Source organism: Paenibacillus sp. LRG-1, from assembly GCF_057220305.1.
Genome location: NZ_CM170126.1, coordinates 2,414,528 through 2,431,321 on the forward strand (window position 1 = coordinate 2,414,528; position 16,794 = coordinate 2,431,321).

Here is a 16,794-nt window from a genome sequence, read left to right on the forward strand (position 1 = left end):
GCTTGAAAGGGGTGATTGAATGGCATCGGTGTTAGAGAAAGCCAAAGGCAAATTTGCTGGTATATTTGGCACAGACGAAAGCAAAAAGCAATCTAATGAGCCGATTAACACGCCACAACAACAGAAGTTAGTCACTATGGTGCAACGTGACTTTGAAGAGTTTAAATCCACTAGGCAAAGCATTGAGAAGCATTGGCAGCAGGAACAACGGTTTTACATGGGTGACCACTGGAAAGGATTGCGTCCAGAGCACCTTGTAAGACCGAATAGCATTGATAACATTATAGGCTCACAAATAGAGTCCATTGTAGGCAAGCTAACAGGCTGGTCGCCGTACCCTGATTTTGAAGCTCAAGAAGAAGGCGATGAACAGAAAGCGGCTGACCTAAATGATTATATGCCTTATGAGCTACGACAGATTAAATTCCAACAGAAGTACATCCGTGCTGTACGGCGTATGGTTATTCATGGTCCGCTGATATTCAAGACGGTATACGACCCAACTGTTGAGGGTGGGCGCGGAATGAATCGGTGGACAGGGCAAAACGATATCATTCCTGTTGACCTTGGCACATTCTTTCCAGATCCACGGATTAAGGACTTTATTAACCTACAGGACATGGGTGCTATCATCGTTAAGTCTCGTAAGACGCTTGAGTATTTCAAAGAGCGTTGGCAAGGACAAGGTAACAAGGTTACTTCTGACGATGACACAGACGACATTGAAATCTTCAACCATGAATCAACGAACAGTGAGGGATTTAACCGTGGTTATGGCGCATCATATGGTACTGGCATAGAGAAGTCTAGCACTGCTGGATTGATTGAGTATTGGTATCGTGGACTGCCTAAGATGGTCAGTAGTGACGATAAGGAGATATTTAACGAGCAAGCTGAATCGAAACTGATGGAAGGTAAAGACCCGTCGGAATCATTGGCTAAGGCGAATGGTGATATGGAGGGCATACACTGCATTTATATAAGCGCAGATGGCGTGTTCTTGGAGCATAAGGCGTATGTGTATGATCATGGCAAATATCCTTTCACAGCTCGCACACTGTACCCAGATGAACGTAATGTGTGGGGCAAAGGCTTTGTTAGGGATATGATCAGTCCTCAAATCATGCTGAACAAATTTGCTGAGATAGCTGTAGAGACTATGGCTAAACAAGGGAATGGCGGCATGATGTATGAAGAAGGCGCTATTACCTCAAAACAGGTCAACACGTGGAAAGAGATGCGTTCACAGCCCGGTGCAATGCTTCCTGTAGCAACTGGCGGTATTGCTAGGGTCAAGGAATTGGAAGGCATCAATGTACCACCTACAGTATTTAACATGCTGGAATACTACAAGGAGATGCTGCAAAAGTTACCAGGACAGTTTGACAGCGCGAATGGTCAGGCCAGCAGCAACGTGACTAGCGGCGAGCAAGCCAAGTCACTCATGGCTGCGGCAAGCACGCGCTTAAATACTGTAACTGACACGATTGAGGAAGCTTTACAAGACGTGTTTGAGCAGTACATTGAGTTGATGGCACAGTTTTACACCACCGAGCGTGTAGCGCGTGTTACAGGGCGTTCAGTCAGCGTTAGTAGAGAATCTCTTGTATCTCAGGCACCTTCACAGTACGACACAGGTAATACCGCTATTGATCCAACGACAGGTGAGGAAGTACCTGACATTCAAGATGTAGCCGAGGAATATGTACCTGCATTCGACATACTGGTTAATATCAGTGCTGACAAACCACAGGATAGAGAATATTACATCCAAATGGCGTTTAATATGCTGCAAATGGTAGACCCAGTCACACAACTTCCGATGATTGATGGTGAGGCTGTTCGTTACACCATTGATAATGGTCGCATGGAGTCAATGGACGTAATCAATCGGCGGGTACAAGAGGAATCAGGTATGCAACAACAGATACAACAAATGCAACAGCAATTCCAACAGCTTCAGCAGCAGAACCAGCAAATGCAGCAACAGCTTGGTGAGTTGACCAGCCAGAAGCAGATGCAGGAGCAGCAAGATCGGGAGTTCAATCAGCAGGTGCAGCAACAGAAACTGGACATTGAAGCCAGCAAAGTAGCAGGAGGCTTGATGAATCAGATGGGCGGTGGTGTAGCGTGAATGCCCCTACAATGACTAAACAAATCATTATTGAGTTTGATGTACTTACAGGTGATGTGGACTATAAGAATCCAGATCAACTAACTTATATAGAAGCTTTGGGCATGATCGAATTCGCCAAGATGATGATTATGGGTCGTTATATTGAAGAAACAAACGAATAATGCAGGCCGTTCCCAGTCGTGGGGCGGCCTTTTATATTGCTTATCTCTGCTGCCAGCCATAGCAGCTTATCCGATAGGAGGAAGTACCGATGGAAGATGAACCAATCGAACAACCCACCAGCCATAGTGAGGACGTTCAACCTAATGAAACACCAGATACACCGGACGTCGATATCAACGCAGCTTTGAGGGAATTCGGCATCATCAAGGATGAACCAATGGGCGAAGAATCAGACGAACCGGAGCAAGACGAAGAACTTGAGCCAGAGGACGAGCCGCAAGCCATAGCGGATGAACCCAAGAAGCTCAGAGTCAAAGTTAACAAAGAAGAGATTGAAGTTGATGATGACCAAATCCCCGAGCTAGTGCAGAAGGGTTTCGGTCTGGACAAGGAGCGCCAACGTAGAACCGAAGCTGAACAAGCCTTGCAGCGAGCAGCCAAACTCGCCGGGTTTGAAACAGCAGACGAATACCTCGCTAACTTGGACAAAATCGAGCAACAGGCAATACAAAAAAAGCAGGATGATTTTGATTATCTCAAGCAACAGCTTCGCGAAGAAGTCGAAAACGCTGGGCTTGATCCTGACTATGTTGAAAGATACTTGGACGCACATCCTTTGCTACAGCAGGCTAAGGAAGTGATGGCGCGTGAATCCAAGTCGCAGGAGACGCAAAAGCAGGAAGCGCAGCAACAACAGCTACTGAAAGGCTGGGAAGAGTTGTTTAACCAGCACCCTGAGTTGGTCGAGAATGCACCAGCCGAAGGAGAAAAGCCGGATTGGCTGACAGCGGAAATGGACGCACTCATTGAGCAGGGATACAAGCCTATTCATGCGTTTGAACTTACCAACCGGGATAAGATCATTGCTGATGAACGCAAGCGCACTGAGCAGGCTGTAATCAAGCAACAACGCCTGAATAAGCGTGCTCAGGTGGAAAAACAAGCAGCATTAGAAACAGAACCAGAAGTGCCGCAAGAATTGGCGAGCGCTTTTTCTATTTTCGGATTAGATCCAAAAGCAGCGAAAAAATACGCGAAAAAGTGAGGTAAAAACATATGGCTTTCAGTTGGGTATACAACGATTTTGGAGCGCCACAACGGCGTGTGAGTCACATTCTCGCAACGAATAATGAAGCATTTGTGAAGGGTGAAGCTGTAAAAATTGCTAGTGGTCGATGGACTAAGGCTGGTAATGGGGATGCTGTTGCCGGTTTTGCAACTCAGAAACTAGATGCTGGCACAGATAAGGTTCTTGAAGTAGCCTTGGCGCGTGAGGGAGACTGGTACGATGCTCCTTACACTGGCACGCCAGACGCTGGTTTTGTTGTTGGAGTAGGAACGGCTGATGTTTCTACAGATGGGTTATCCATCCTTTCCAGTGACATTACAGGCGGTGCTTTTGCTGTCGAAGAGATCAATACAAATACAAAAACTTGCCGCGTAAAAGTTAAAAATCGGCAGCTTTAATATAAGGGGGATATAAAATTATGGTACAAAGTGCATTGAGTTGGGATCAAAAAGTTCTAGAACCTGTGTTTAGGGAGTTGTACTCACAAGAGGTAAAGGGAATGAAAGACTATATTCCTGAAATGTTCGATGTTCAAAACTCAGACAAGGCAGTAGAGAGTATCGAAATGATTGGCGGAGAGGGATTAATGGAGGAGTGGGGTCATTCTAACAAACAAGTCTACTACTCTGATATCAATGAACTCTGGCAGAAGTATTTCCGCCATGATAAATTTTCAGACGGTCGTCAAATTGACCGTGATTTCATCGACGATTTGAAATTGACTGCTATTAAAGACCGTATTAAATCACTAGCACAGTCGGTTTACTATACGCGTCAAACCATGGCGGCACAATGGTTTGTTAACGGCGACAAGACGACAGGAGCAGTTGATTACCGTGGTCGGACATATGATGCTTCTTTGCCTGATGGAAAGGCTTTGTTTGCCACCGACCATCCTTTGGCACCTGGCGACACAGGACCAGGGCAATCTAACAAAGGCACTGATGCTCTGACGATTGATTCATTCGACGACACTGTAGTAGCTATGCAAGAATGGACGAACGACAGAGGGAACCTAATCCCTGTTATGGCAGACACCATAATTGTTGCACCTTATAACAAACGTGCAGCCTTCCAAATTGCAGGAATCAGTGGAAAGGGAGAAGGATATGAGCCTGGATCTGCTGATCACAACATTAATATCTATGAAGGCGACATCAAGGTAATTGTTAATCCGTTCTTTAGTAAAGGTAATAAAAAGGCTTGGATTGTTGCCGACAGTCGTCGTATGAAACGCTCTATGAAATGGTTTGATCGTCGTAAGCCAGAAGAAAATAGCATGGTTGATTTTGATACAGAGATTGCAAAGTATAGCGTGATTATGCGTAAGTCTTCTGGTTGCATCGACTGGACATGGGGCTTCGGTCACTTCCCAGTATAAGGAGGGATAAAATTGTCTAAAACACATTTTGACGCGATTGAGACTAATAACTTGACAGTAGCAGGACAACCAGTGGGTGGAAGCAACGTCATAGCCGCTACGGTGACGTTTGATCCTCCTTCCTTGGCCACGATGACTGGCGCAGTATCATCCGCTATTACCGTAACTGGTGCTGTCCTTGGTAGACGTGTAGAGGTATTCCCTCCATATGATCTGCAAGGGGTACAGGTACAGGCTTATGTATCTGCTGCTAATGCCATTAAATTTTCCTTGTTCAACCCAACTGGAGCGACAGTAGACCTTGCTTCCGGTAGTTGGAAAGTAAAGGTGGTGGCACCGTGAGCCGTAAAGGGGATGTTGAATGGACAGTAACCAATCCTAAAGCTGGTGGCGCAAAGCATGAATACGTTGCGAAGCTTAAGGTTTCGGAGGACTTTAACGACTCCCAAAAGGACATGGTTACCAACTTTAACAGCATGCGTGATTTTCTGTTTAACAATGGATTGATGGAGAAGAAGGGGAGCTAAATGCTCCCTTTTTTTATGTATAGGAGGTACTTGTGATGTCGTACAGGATGGAGATTGATGCTTTAAACGCGCTTGTTAAGGAGCAGCAACGGACAAATGAGCTGCTTGAAATCATAGTAAAGCAAACGAGAGGTGAAGATAGTGAGCACGAGAATGTCAAGCCGATTAGATCCACTACCCGTAAAACAGGCAAGTGATTATGTGACTGTCACACCAAGCGATACAGCCGATTTGCCTGATGGTAAATGTGTTGGTGTGTACTGTGGTGTAGGTGGCGATGTGGCTGTTGTAAGCCCGTCAGGTAATGCTGTAACGATTAAGGCTGTACCAGCAGGCGTACCGTTATTTTTACCTGCTAAACGAATCAAGGCGACTGGGACGACAGCAACCAATATTTTAGCGCTGTACTAAGAGAGGTGTCACTATGCGCGTACAGGATGTAGTAGAGGAAATAGTCGAGAAGCTACCGGAGAACAAAACCCCAGTCGTGTCCATACTGCGGAAGCTGACTAATGTAAGAGATATGCTGTTGCGTACGCCAACCGCAGCACAGCAGCAATCAGAGGTAATCGAAGAAGCCATTGACACCGTTGTGGGCGAAGGGTTGTATGATCTGCCATGCCCGCCGGGAAACGTCACAGACGTCGATATACGACGTGCAATCTATGACAATAGCGAAGGTCATGACGATAGCCGAGATTGGCACAGGATACCGCTCAGGCAGTTTAATGAGCGTATGAAACATACCTATTACTACTTCGTTGCTGGTCAAATTGGTATATTCCCGCCGCCTAAGTATGCGAAGGCTTATGGCATCAAGATTTTTTACACGCCAGTATACCCTGAAATCACGGTGAATGATATGCAATCAACAACAGGTTTTGACCCGGATTGGGATATGTTGTTGGTTTACGGTGTGCTCAGGGACATCATGCCAGAAAACAATAACTTTGATGTGCGTTATCAGCAGCTATTGGCTGACTATCGTACGGCTACGAGTGGTTATGAGCGGTATGTAATAGAGGAGAGGTGGTAACGTGGCTAATCCTTATCCATGGAAACACGGTAACACGAGTGAAAATACAGCGGCAGAACTGGACCCGAGGTATGAAACACCGCTTGGCGCCCAGGAAAAAGCAGACAAAGCCGAGCAGAACGCTAAGACGTACACCGATGCCCTAGACGACCGTTTTAAGGCTCATGCCGCTGATCAGACGGTCCATGTCACTCAAACTGACCATAACAAGCTAGACGGCATTGAGTGGGGAGCAGAGGTCAACCAAAACGCCTATACGGTCATTAATGGTATCCCAGCCAATGCGCCGATGACTGAGCTCAAAATATTGCAGGGCATCGGCATACGGGTAACACAAGATCCGGACGACAGGGCAATCACCGTTACGGCAACTGGGCCAGTAGATATTGACCCTATCCCATTAAGCAAGGTATATGATGCTGGTAACTCTGCTTACTTGGACGCTGGTACCGCAGCAGGCAATGTCCCGGTATTGGACGAAAACGGCAAGCTTGACGCTGTTGTTGTGCCAACTATAGCGGTCACTGATACATTTGTGGTAGCTACTCAAGCCGATATGTTGGCACTGGTAGCCGAAACGGGTGATGTGGCTATACGTACGGACCTTAGCAAGTCGTTCATATTGAAGGGTACTGACCCAACAGTATTAGCCAACTGGCAGGAGTTGCTTACACCTATGTCACCTGTGCAGAGTGTAGCCGGGAAAACTGGCGTCGTGACGCTAACTAAGGCTGATGTAGGACTAAGTAATGTAACCAACGAGAGTAAGGCGACCATGTTTACCAGCCCTGCGCTTACGGGCACGCCAACGGCTCCTACAGCGGCGGCAGCAACCAACAATACTCAGGTAGCAACAACGGGTTATGTAAAGCAACAAGGCTATCTAACGTGGGCTGATTTCCCGTTTACCTATGTGCGCAGCGGGCTATTAACTTTGCCAGCGAGTCCTACCGTACTGGATGTTCCAATAACCTCAGTGGTAGAGGATAGTTACAGCATGCGTAGCGGCAGCACCGTAGTGATACCGTTAGATGGCTGGTACAGCATCAACCTACTTGCTACCGTGCAGGACCTACCAGCAACTAACCGATTGGATTTGACAATTAATCAAAATGGCACAATGTTGACGAGCCGTCAGGTTGTTGGATTTGGAGCCGGCGCAGTCACGTTTTTAGGCTTTGAAGAGCAGCGTTACCTTGCTGCAACTGATGTAATTACGTTTAAGGCATCGCAGTCAGGTACAGGCACATACAGCTTGTACAACGTGCATATAAGACTTACACGGCTAGGACGTAGGCCGTAAAGGGGTGAATGATATTGGTGCTACCATGGCGTCCTAACACAACACAAGATATTGGTTCACAGCTTCCGCCGCGCTACGAAACCCCTTTGGGTGCGCAAGAAAAGGCTGATAAGGCTGAGGAAAACGCAAAGAAATATGCTGACGACAATTTTGCTAAGAATGCATTTAAAACAATCGAGGTGCCCGGCAAACTCCCGGTAGTGGCTGATGATAAGGAAGATACGCTAACCCTTGAAGCTCGCACAGGCATAGCCATTACAACGAATCCAGAGGAAGACAAAATAATCTTCACAGCCACTGGAGAAGCAATTCCCGGCTTGCATGGATCGTCTCATTTGAGCGATGGAGCCGACCCAATCCCCAATTCAACACTTACTGTGAGCGGTCTGATGAGTCCGCAACAGGTGGCAGATTTGAATGATTGGGTCACAAACAAAAATACCTTTGTCAAAAAAGGAACATACTCGCTTAACGTTAAGGACTATGGAGCCAAGGGTGATGGAGTCACTAACGACACCGCGGCGATTCAGGCAGCTATTGATGCGTTAAAACTGGTAGGCGGTTATATATTTTTCCCGGCTGGAAAGTATTACGCTGGTGAGCTAACTTTATACAACGGTATCTCTCTCATGGGTGTTAACCAGACTTGGGACTACGAATATGACCTGGGACCATCACGAATCATTTCTAAGATTGGCGACGAGTTTTTATTTAGGGCTAACGGTGCCAGCCACATCGGGATACACAATCTTACTCTTGTAGGTCAAAGCCGGGTGACTAATGGTATCGACGGATCGGTAAGACTGCTCCAGGTAACCAATTGCCAATGGGCAGGATTTAACACGGCAATAGGGTTTGACCTTGGCGGTACACAGGGGCAGCAGTGGCAGATCAATAGCAACGCTATCTTTAACGCCAATGTTGGAATTAACCTGCTCTATGACTCCAAAGTGTTTGATAATTTTATCTACACTTGCAAGATAGGCATGGTATATAACGGGTCAGCGTGCAACATCGTTAACAATAAAATTGAGTATAACGACATGCATATATCACTGACTGGTACACAGCGTTCTACGTTTGTGGGCAATGTTTTTGACCGAGGCGAGAACGAAGGCATCTACATGAATAACACAAGGGATTTATCCTTTGTTGGAAATGTAATGATGGCGTCCGGTTACTCTAACGTTAATGACTGGCAACAAACACACTTACGGATGATAAATTGTGAAGATATCGTATTCAGCGGCAACGTGTTTACGATGGATTATTGGGAAGGGAATGCAAAGCCCACACACCTTGTAACTGGTTCAGGCAGTAAAAATATTAACTTTACCGGGTGTAACCTGGATAAGGCTTCCTTTGGATCGTTATTGACTGGTGCATCAGATATTTCAGTAGTTAATAACCTGGGAACGTACAAGCGGCAAAAGGATACACTCACATACGGCGTTGAAAAAACGTTCGATTTCTGGACGGACTCATTGATTGATAACAGTAAGAAAACTCATACCTTTACCATCACCATGAAAGACACATCAACGGATATCATTTCCGTCAGCCGCGTATTTTTAGTGGTGATTCGTGACTTTGCTGATGCTCATTTTCAGCAGGGCAATATTACCGATGTGATAGGTACGTCCAACATCGGACCAGCAGCCAAACTCAACATATCCCGCTGGGGTGTGAGTAGCGAAGGCGCTAAGATATCCCTTACTTTAATCAACGTGGTCAGCAGTAACAACGCATTTGAAGTCACAGTAGAAGTCACAAAGTCGTAGGTGATGATATGAACATTAACGACATCATAAAAGAAGCTGATTTACTTGTACCTAATGCAGTCGACACAGCAGATAAGTTGATCTGGCTTAACGCAATTAACCAGGACTTTTTCAATGTGGTGAAAATTCCTGCATTCGATTCGTTCGTTTCGGTCCTGGATCAAAGCCAGTACACCTTGTCAGCTAATGTGCGCTTTAAAAATATAGATTACGTAATGTGTGGTGTGGTCAAGTACCACGAGTTATCAGCAGACGCACCTAATCCACTCCAGAATACGTTTAGATTCGACGATGGAACGAAAGTATTAACTCTATCGCCGCCGCCGTATACAGTAGGTTTAGGAGGTCTGGTGAGGTACAGCAAAATTGGTACCACAACCTATACAAGCAGCAACTTAACCATAGAGCCGGATTCGCCAGCAGAGTATCACTGGACGTATATCCCGGCTCTTGCTGCATACATCGCTAATTCAATGGACGATTCGGTTAAGGCTGCGAATTACGAAAATCAGTATAAGAATGCTTGGAATGTCGCGGCTCAGAACTATCAAAGGGCGGTGGTATCGTGAATGTGATTCGGTACCCACAAGCCAACTACCAGCCGTTACCCGGCATACAACAAGCTATTACGGTCCGTGAATGGAAAGGGTTGAGTAGCTTCGACCCTCTCTCTATTGCGGATAACCTTTTTACCAGCATCAGCAACTTTGTATTGGACGAATACCCGGTTATAGCAACAAGGCGCGGTTACAGTGTACTTGGCAGTGCAATAAGTACGTCAGTGCTCGGGCTGGGAGTGTGGAAAAACCAGCAGCTACATGCGGTATTTGGAGACGGTACGTGGCGAGTGTTTAACAATAATACTTGGCAGACACTAGCATCAGGGTTGGATACTTCGGCTCGTTGGTCGTTTACGAATTTTCAAGGCAATTGGTCAGATATCCATTTAGTAGGGGCTAACGGTGTAGATGCTATCAAGCATTATGATGGTACCGCAGTAGCTAATTTAACCGGAGCACCAGCCAAAGGGAACTATATTACCACTTATCAAAACAGGCTGTGGTGTGCTGTTGGTAAAGAAATAAAGTCATGTGCCTTAGATCAACCGGAGCAATGGGAACTGTACAATGGAGACGATGAAGATAGCTACGGTAAAGAGATGGAGTCCATGGCAGGGGAAACCGTGAATATGCTGTCCGGTAGCTTAACCAAGCTTACGATAGGCATGCCTAACAGCCTCCATGAGATGTATGGCGGTGTCCCATCGGACTTTACCACTAAGATGGTGGCTGACCGTATCGGAGTGCGTAACAACCAGAGCGTAATCACCCAGGACGGTGTTATTTACTTCGCTAATCTTAACGGAGTCTATCAATATACTGGTGGTATCTTACCTGATAAATCGTTTAGCGAGGTCGTCAAGGGCTTTATAAACGGCGTATCATCGACAAGCTGCGCCGGGACAGACGGTAAGACATTATTCTTTTCCACTCACCAAAACGACATATTAAATTATGACCCACGCATCCAAGCTTGGACGATGTTTAATGATATTGATCCACTGTGCTTTGCAGAGATGGGCGGCAACCTTTATGTTGGTGATAGCAAGGGCAGAGTGCTACAGCTATTTGGATCCGCTAAGGATGGCACACAGGACGTTAAATGGTCACTTGTAACCAAGCCGTTTAACAATAGCTCAATCGCTCAAAAGCTACGTATGTACAAGCTATGGGCTGTGGTAGATTTACTCTCTACTAGCAACCTTAAGATATATTTGTCACCATCTATCAACGGTAACGATTGGGTACAGGTTGGTGAGATTACACCAGCTTCCGACCTTATTAAGCATCGGGTTATCATACCTACAGCCAAGATGGCGAATGAAAATTATATTCGGATTAAATTCGAGGGCACAGGTTACTTCAAACTGCATGAGCTCACACGACAACAACGTGAGATGCCACTATATTAGGAGGTTTTACACATGGCAATGTTCCAAGCTCCATTACTAACCGCACAAACGAGTCATGAACAATTGTTGGACGAGTTCGCAAAAGTAGTTAAGGAATTAGAGTTTATCGTTAACGGGGCAATCGACTCTAGGAATGTTCGGGAGATTGGTGGTTACAACGTAAACAAAACGGAGCTACAATCCAGAGACGGTGCCGTAGGCATGAGTAGCGCGCGTACAGATGAGGATGATTTGCGCATTTGGGCAGGCGATCCAGATCGTGCTAAGGCAGCGTTTAAGGTGTTTGAAAGTGGCTTGGTTACACTAACTAAGTTTTTGCTGAGCAGTACAGATGGGGCTTATCCTAAGATTGAGATGGGGTCAGAGGGGAATTTGCTCGCTGCTTATTTTGACGAGAAAAACTATATTTCTATTGAGCCTAATTACTTCGGTTCACCTTCAATTAATTTGGTCAGAAATGGAGAAATACAAGGCAGAATTAATACTATTTTGGGATTTGATATTGTATCTGTAGGTACTATGAATATTCAAGCCGCTGGAGGAAGCATAACTCTTAATCCTTCCGAAACAGTTAACATCCAAAGATGGAGTAAGCTTAAAAATGTCGATGAAAACAAGACGCTTCAAGACGAACTGAACGAAATTTATAATCGTCTTGAGTCTTTAGAGAATCCTTAAAAAAGAATTTATATACTATTCATGATGTGTTATATTGGTGAAAAATGGAACGAAGGAGACACATCATGAAGAAAATTGTAGCTGGTTTTTTAGTAGGAGCGCTATTTACAATTGGGGCGACGTCTTTCGCTGATGAAATTCAAAGTTTGGTTGGAAAGAAAATTCAAGGAGAGACCGCGGTTTCAGTCAACGGTAAATCTATCGATAAAGCTGTTGTAGTTGAAGGTAAAAGCTACGCTCCTGTACGATCTGTTGCCGAAGCGGCTGGAATGAAGGTCCAATATGGAAGTGAGGGAATTTCATTGAGTAACGAGTCTAGTAATCCAATAAATGAGACCACAACACCAACACCGTTGGATGGAAAAGAGAAAGAAAAAGTGAAATCTTATGAGCCTACACTCGAAAAAATTGAGGCAGCTATTAAAGAAAATAATTCACTGATACAGGAAAACCAAGATGCCATTGATAAGATGAAAGAAAATATGAAAAAAGGAACTTACTCTGATGTTCTAATGAGATCTGCTGAAACAGACCTTAAATTGTACGAAGGTAATATCGAGAATTATAAGAAAGCGAATGAAAATCTAGAAAAGCAAAAAGCTGAACTAGAAAAATAGTAGTTTAGAAAACGAGAAAATAGTAAATAATAAAAGGACTCCTAAATAAATAGGCAGTCCTTTTATTATTCTATCTAACTAATTAATTAAGTAGTTAAAGTAAATAGTTAATCTAATTCTTGATACTCATCTACTATTTTTTCTGGATCATAAAGAATATTACCTTCATTATCTACTACTCCTGATCCATGAAACTTAGAGAAAGGGATTTTAACTACAAGTAAGGCAAACTTAGTTGATAATTCTTTGTACCTTGTCTTATAAAGAGATATGTTTTTCTTATAAGAATCCATGAGATTCTCTTTTACCTCTTTATCAATATCATTCATATCTTTGAATAGGGGTTCTAAATTTTCAGCTAATGTCTTCATCTCTTTTCCCATTTCAAGAGATTTATCACGTAATTCCTTAGCTTCTTTTGTTAAATCTTCAATTCCAAGTAGAAAATCTACACTTTCATTGAAGATTTCTGAAATCTTTACGAGAGATTCTAAATTAGGCTCACCTTTATTTTGTTCGAATCTCCCATAATATTGTTGGGAAATATCTAAAAGATCAGCCATTTCTTTTTGTGTTAGTTGTTTCTGTAGCCTGAGCCACCTTAAACGAGCCGAAAAAACTTCCAAATAAAACACCTCACATATGTACGAATACACCAATAAGGTGTATCATGTAATCAAATAGTAGTGAAAGGGGGGATGAAATGCCTCTTCCGAAAAATAGTATTGCTTATCATCGAATGAAAAGCTTAATGTCTCAAGACGATGTAGCAAAAGTTCTAGGTTTATCTCAGCAATATTATGGTCGCCTAGAAAAGAATCCAGATAAGATAAGTTTAGGAGTAGCTAAGATTCTAAAAAATATCTTTCAGGTAGAATCAATTGATCAACTTCTTGATACAAAATATCAGCAAGTTGATAAAAAAAATGCAAGTTAAAAGTCACCTCCTCCCGCCAAGAAGATAGGTGACTTTAGTAGAATTTAGGGGCTAATACCCTCTAACTTAGTCACAATTGTAACACACATATAAACAAATATAAACGTATTCAACATACTTTATAGGTAAGATTTCGGGTCTTATTGCCTAGGTGTAAAGGCTTATTTGTGACGATGTTAGAAAGTATTATGCCCCTAATCTTAGGAGGCTAAACTTTAATGGAAGAAAAAATTCTAGACTTTATTTTTAATTCTTCTCCAGATCAGTATCTTGCGTTAAGAAATAAAATTTCTGAATTAAATGATGTTTCTTTCAATGATTTTATTACTACGCTCGACAGTCTCATTGAACTAGGAGGAGAAGAATTATGAGTAAATTAATTCTCAATACTGATTGCAACTTGTATGCGTTGAATGGAAAGGCATTGTACAGTAGTCGGCAGGTGGCTGAGGAGTTTGATAAAAGGCATGATAGGGTGTTACGTTCTTATGACGAATTGACTGACCCCAAAAATGGGGTGAGTGAAAAACTTGAAGTTTTATTAGCCGGACAGACTATCGAGCAATTTTGCAAAGAAAACTTCTTTGAGGATTATTATAAAGATTCTTCTGGGAAGAAAAATAGACAAGTATTAATGACGAGTAAAGGTTCAATGCTTATTGTAATGGGATTCACCGGAAGAAAAGCAACGGCAATAAAAATCGGTCTTCTCAATCGTTTTGAAGCTATGGAATTATTCATTCGATCATTAAATACTGCTCGGCTTGATCATCCTGCTTTCACACAGGCAATTATGGATTCTCATGAAATACCAAAGAGTTACCACTTTTCAAACGAAAGTGACATGATTAATCGAATTGTTCTAGGGGTTTCAGCTAAACAAGTTCGAGAGGAAAAAGGAATAAAGCAAGGAGAATCTATTAGACCTTATCTCACAACAGAACAAATAAAGGGCATTGAAACACTTCAAAGAGTTGATATAGGTTTGCTTATCTCTACACCAGATTTTAAGAGTAGAAAGCAAATTCTTTCTGATTACTATAACAGATTATTGTTAAGTAAAAAGTTGATAGCTTAGTAGTTATAATCATTAAGTCCAAAATCAGATTAAAAAAAGCATTCTACTTAATTGTAGGTGCTTTTTTTATTGAAAAGGAGTGGTCCTATGTGGTCTAGAGATGGACCTAAATCAATTTGATGTCGGTCCTTTATTTAATAAATAGAACGGAGGTATGCAATGGCAACCACCAATAATTACGGTGTGCGACAGGCGCTAAACAACAAGGGTGTTAAAAACAATCAAATAGGCTACAAAGATGGTTTCGTAACGGTTAACGGTAAAAACTTTCTTAAGCCCGGTTCAGTGGCTAATGGTTCCGCAATGTCCACGCAACAAAACTTTAACAACGCCTGGCAGGGTATGACACCTACTAAGCCTGTATCTGTGCCAACTGTAGCTAAGGCGTCACCTATGGTGCAGGCTGCAAATAATGTGCGTAATAACACAACTACACCAACATTTACACCGCCTACGCCGCGCCTAGAGCAGACACTTAACTCTTTGTCAGGGTTAGCCAATACGCAGGCTTCTAAGCTGCCAGAGTTCAAGTATGACCCTGATTCTGACCCAGCTTATCAGGCTGCTTTGAGAGAGGCACAGGCGAATCTAGGGACGGCACAGCGCAATACCAACGCTGGCTTGAGAGCTACGGGGCAGGGTAGATCATCTTATTCCGAAACGGTAGCCAATCAACTGGCCAACCGAAGCATGGAAAGCATTGCGAATACAACTTTGCCGCAAATGATGCAGCAGGCATATGGTCGGTTTATCGACAAGGCTAACTACGATCAAAGCGCGGCGCAACAACAAGCGCAGCAGCTTGCTAACCTATATGGACTCCAGTATCAACAGGATGTTACTAAGCCTTTGGCTGAGGCACAACAAACAGGAAACTATTTGTCTACTGATGCTCAGAAACTCATTAGTCAACTCATACCTTTAAAGAGACAAGCGGAGGCTAAAGGAGTAACTGCCGAAGAAAGAAGCGGTTACAACAGCCAAGCGAATGATATTAGAGATACCTTATTGTCTATGGGTATTGACCCAACTAAATACGGAGCTAATGTAAACGCAAATCAGGCTTCTCAAAATGCGAATGTCGGAATGAGGACGTTGCAGGGACAGCAAGTAGATCAGCAGCGGAAAGAATCCAATCTTAATGCAGCCAATACTATTAGCCAAATGACCGGACGCGCTGTAACACCACAGGAGGACTGGCAAGGTCTTATCCGACAAGCTAATAATCCTAATGCACCTCTTACTTTGGAAGCTCAACAACAGCAGTTTAATCAGTATCAGAAGGCAGTTGAGAATCAATTTGATCGGGAGAAATTTGATGAGGACGTCCGGCAGTTTGGTATGAATTATGCTATTGATCAACAACGACTAGCTATTCAGCAAGATGACAATGCGCGGCAATGGGCTGATTTGGATTATAAACAGTCAACTTCGTCTGGTGCAGATGGAGGTCTGACAGCTAATCAAGTTATTTCTAACATGAAAAGTTTATACTCGGAACCTGTATACGGAACAAATGCCGATGGTGATAGCGTAAAAGAAGGCACGCGGATTACGTCAGATCCAAAAAAACGGCTGGAGATGTTCAAAAACGTGGTTGACCAAAATCGTCCTGATGATGAAACTCGTCAAATCCTATACTCCTTAGGAATGACTAAGAATGAAATCGCGGACTACAATAAGCTATACCAGGGAAACTGACTAGCCCCACGGCTACGGCTAGTGGGGCAGCATTAAATAAAACCCTGAGTGGTGCTCTTAAAGGGTCTGGCGATGTATTTGTACAAGCTGGGAAAAAATACGGTATCGATCCGGCTCTGTTGGCAGCCATAGCAGTGCATGAAACAGGCAATGGCAGTAGTAAAGCCGTGAAAAATCGAAATAATGTTGGCGGTATGATGGGTAAGAATGGTCTTATGAACTTTAATAGTTTACAGGATGGCATTGATAAAATGGCGTCTAATTTGAAACGTAATTATATTGACAAGGGTCTTACTACAATTCCGCAAATTCAACGCAAATACGCCCCTGTCGGAGCCGGAAATGATCCTACTAACCTTAATAGCAATTGGGTAGGCGGCGTATCAAAATATTACAGTATGTTCAAGGGGTGATT

At 43.6% G+C, this 16,794-nt stretch carries 22 protein-coding genes; 21 read left to right on the forward strand and 1 reads right to left on the reverse strand.

Going from position 1 to position 16,794, the window contains the following annotated elements; translation table 11 throughout:
• Positions 1-19: 19 nt before the first annotated feature.
• From ACUUJN_RS11045 to ACUUJN_RS11120, 16 genes are all read left to right on the forward strand, one after another.
• Positions 20-2,134, forward strand: a complete 2,115-nt coding sequence (locus ACUUJN_RS11045; RefSeq protein WP_484669613.1) for a portal protein — start codon at positions 20-22, stop codon at positions 2,132-2,134.
• 11 nt (positions 2,135-2,145) lie between these two features.
• Entirely contained in the window at positions 2,146-2,298 is a 153-nt protein-coding gene (locus tag ACUUJN_RS11050) for a hypothetical protein (protein ID WP_422759416.1), read from the forward strand.
• Positions 2,299-2,387: 89 nt separating this feature from the next.
• Positions 2,388-3,344, forward strand: coding sequence for a hypothetical protein (locus tag ACUUJN_RS11055; protein WP_484669614.1), 957 nt, complete (start codon positions 2,388-2,390; stop codon positions 3,342-3,344).
• Between the two features lie 11 nt (positions 3,345-3,355).
• Positions 3,356-3,766 carry a hypothetical protein gene (locus ACUUJN_RS11060; protein ID WP_484669615.1) on the forward strand — a complete coding sequence of 137 codons (411 nt, stop codon included), beginning with the start codon at positions 3,356-3,358 and terminating at the stop codon, positions 3,764-3,766.
• Between the two features lie 20 nt (positions 3,767-3,786).
• The gene (locus ACUUJN_RS11065) at positions 3,787-4,749 is read left to right on the forward strand and encodes a Mu-like prophage major head subunit gpT family protein (protein WP_484669616.1); all 963 of its coding nucleotides are present in this window, start codon (positions 3,787-3,789) and stop codon (positions 4,747-4,749) included.
• A gap of 12 nt (positions 4,750-4,761) precedes the next feature.
• Complete coding sequence (locus ACUUJN_RS11070) at positions 4,762-5,091, forward strand: hypothetical protein (RefSeq protein ID WP_484669617.1); 330 nt, start codon at positions 4,762-4,764, stop codon at positions 5,089-5,091.
• The gene (locus tag ACUUJN_RS11075) at positions 5,088-5,276 is read left to right on the forward strand and encodes a hypothetical protein (protein WP_007428664.1); all 189 of its coding nucleotides are present in this window, start codon (positions 5,088-5,090) and stop codon (positions 5,274-5,276) included. The genes ACUUJN_RS11070 and ACUUJN_RS11075 overlap by 4 nt, the downstream gene beginning before the upstream one ends.
• A 35-nt stretch (positions 5,277-5,311) precedes the next feature.
• Positions 5,312-5,473: a hypothetical protein gene (locus tag ACUUJN_RS11080; RefSeq protein ID WP_484669618.1), complete on the forward strand. Its 162-nt coding sequence runs from the start codon at positions 5,312-5,314 to the stop codon at positions 5,471-5,473.
• Positions 5,430-5,687 carry a spike base protein, RCAP_Rcc01079 family gene (locus ACUUJN_RS11085; RefSeq protein ID WP_484669619.1) on the forward strand — a complete coding sequence of 86 codons (258 nt, stop codon included), beginning with the start codon at positions 5,430-5,432 and terminating at the stop codon, positions 5,685-5,687. The genes ACUUJN_RS11080 and ACUUJN_RS11085 overlap by 44 nt, the downstream gene beginning before the upstream one ends.
• A gap of 13 nt (positions 5,688-5,700) precedes the next feature.
• Positions 5,701-6,312 (forward strand): phage adaptor protein, encoded by a 612-nt coding sequence (locus tag ACUUJN_RS11090; protein WP_142613826.1) that lies wholly within the window; start codon positions 5,701-5,703, stop codon positions 6,310-6,312.
• 1 nt (position 6,313) lies between these two features.
• Positions 6,314-7,615 (forward strand): hypothetical protein, encoded by a 1,302-nt coding sequence (locus ACUUJN_RS11095; RefSeq protein ID WP_484669620.1) that lies wholly within the window; start codon positions 6,314-6,316, stop codon positions 7,613-7,615.
• A 17-nt stretch (positions 7,616-7,632) separates the two neighbouring features.
• Positions 7,633-9,396, forward strand: coding sequence for a glycosyl hydrolase family 28-related protein (locus tag ACUUJN_RS11100; protein WP_484669745.1), 1,764 nt, complete (start codon positions 7,633-7,635; stop codon positions 9,394-9,396).
• 8 nt (positions 9,397-9,404) lie between these two features.
• Entirely contained in the window at positions 9,405-9,965 is a 561-nt protein-coding gene (locus tag ACUUJN_RS11105) for a phage adaptor protein (RefSeq protein ID WP_484669621.1), read from the forward strand.
• Positions 9,962-11,368, forward strand: a complete 1,407-nt coding sequence (locus tag ACUUJN_RS11110) for a hypothetical protein (protein WP_484669622.1) — start codon at positions 9,962-9,964, stop codon at positions 11,366-11,368. Before ACUUJN_RS11105 ends, ACUUJN_RS11110 begins: the two co-directional genes overlap by 4 nt.
• A 12-nt stretch (positions 11,369-11,380) precedes the next feature.
• Positions 11,381-12,046: a hypothetical protein gene (locus ACUUJN_RS11115; RefSeq protein WP_484669623.1), complete on the forward strand. Its 666-nt coding sequence runs from the start codon at positions 11,381-11,383 to the stop codon at positions 12,044-12,046.
• A 65-nt stretch (positions 12,047-12,111) separates the two neighbouring features.
• On the forward strand, positions 12,112-12,663 hold the full coding sequence (locus ACUUJN_RS11120; RefSeq protein WP_484669624.1) for a stalk domain-containing protein: 552 nt from the start codon (positions 12,112-12,114) through the stop codon (positions 12,661-12,663).
• A 107-nt stretch (positions 12,664-12,770) separates the two neighbouring features.
• On the opposite strand, the gene ACUUJN_RS11125 is transcribed toward ACUUJN_RS11120, so the two are convergent.
• On the reverse strand, positions 12,771-13,289 hold the full coding sequence (locus tag ACUUJN_RS11125; RefSeq protein ID WP_484669625.1) for a helix-turn-helix domain-containing protein: 519 nt from the start codon (positions 13,287-13,289) through the stop codon (positions 12,771-12,773).
• 77 nt (positions 13,290-13,366) lie between these two features.
• Here ACUUJN_RS11125 and ACUUJN_RS11130 point away from each other — a divergent pair, with 77 nt between their 5' ends.
• The 5 genes from ACUUJN_RS11130 to ACUUJN_RS11150 all read left to right on the forward strand — a co-directional run bounded on the left by ACUUJN_RS11130 (position 13,367) and on the right by ACUUJN_RS11150 (position 16,792).
• Positions 13,367-13,600 carry a helix-turn-helix transcriptional regulator gene (locus ACUUJN_RS11130; RefSeq protein WP_484669626.1) on the forward strand — a complete coding sequence of 78 codons (234 nt, stop codon included), beginning with the start codon at positions 13,367-13,369 and terminating at the stop codon, positions 13,598-13,600.
• Between the two features lie 218 nt (positions 13,601-13,818).
• Positions 13,819-13,971 carry a hypothetical protein gene (locus ACUUJN_RS11135; RefSeq protein ID WP_484669627.1) on the forward strand — a complete coding sequence of 51 codons (153 nt, stop codon included), beginning with the start codon at positions 13,819-13,821 and terminating at the stop codon, positions 13,969-13,971.
• A complete protein-coding gene (locus tag ACUUJN_RS11140; RefSeq protein ID WP_484669628.1) occupies positions 13,968-14,678 on the forward strand; it encodes a Rha family transcriptional regulator in 711 nt (236 codons plus the stop codon). Before ACUUJN_RS11135 ends, ACUUJN_RS11140 begins: the two co-directional genes overlap by 4 nt.
• A gap of 159 nt (positions 14,679-14,837) precedes the next feature.
• Positions 14,838-16,379 (forward strand): hypothetical protein, encoded by a 1,542-nt coding sequence (locus tag ACUUJN_RS11145; RefSeq protein WP_484669629.1) that lies wholly within the window; start codon positions 14,838-14,840, stop codon positions 16,377-16,379.
• Between the two features lie 44 nt (positions 16,380-16,423).
• Positions 16,424-16,792 (forward strand): glucosaminidase domain-containing protein, encoded by a 369-nt coding sequence (locus tag ACUUJN_RS11150; protein WP_484669746.1) that lies wholly within the window; start codon positions 16,424-16,426, stop codon positions 16,790-16,792.
• The last annotated feature ends 2 nt before the right edge of the window (positions 16,793-16,794 follow it).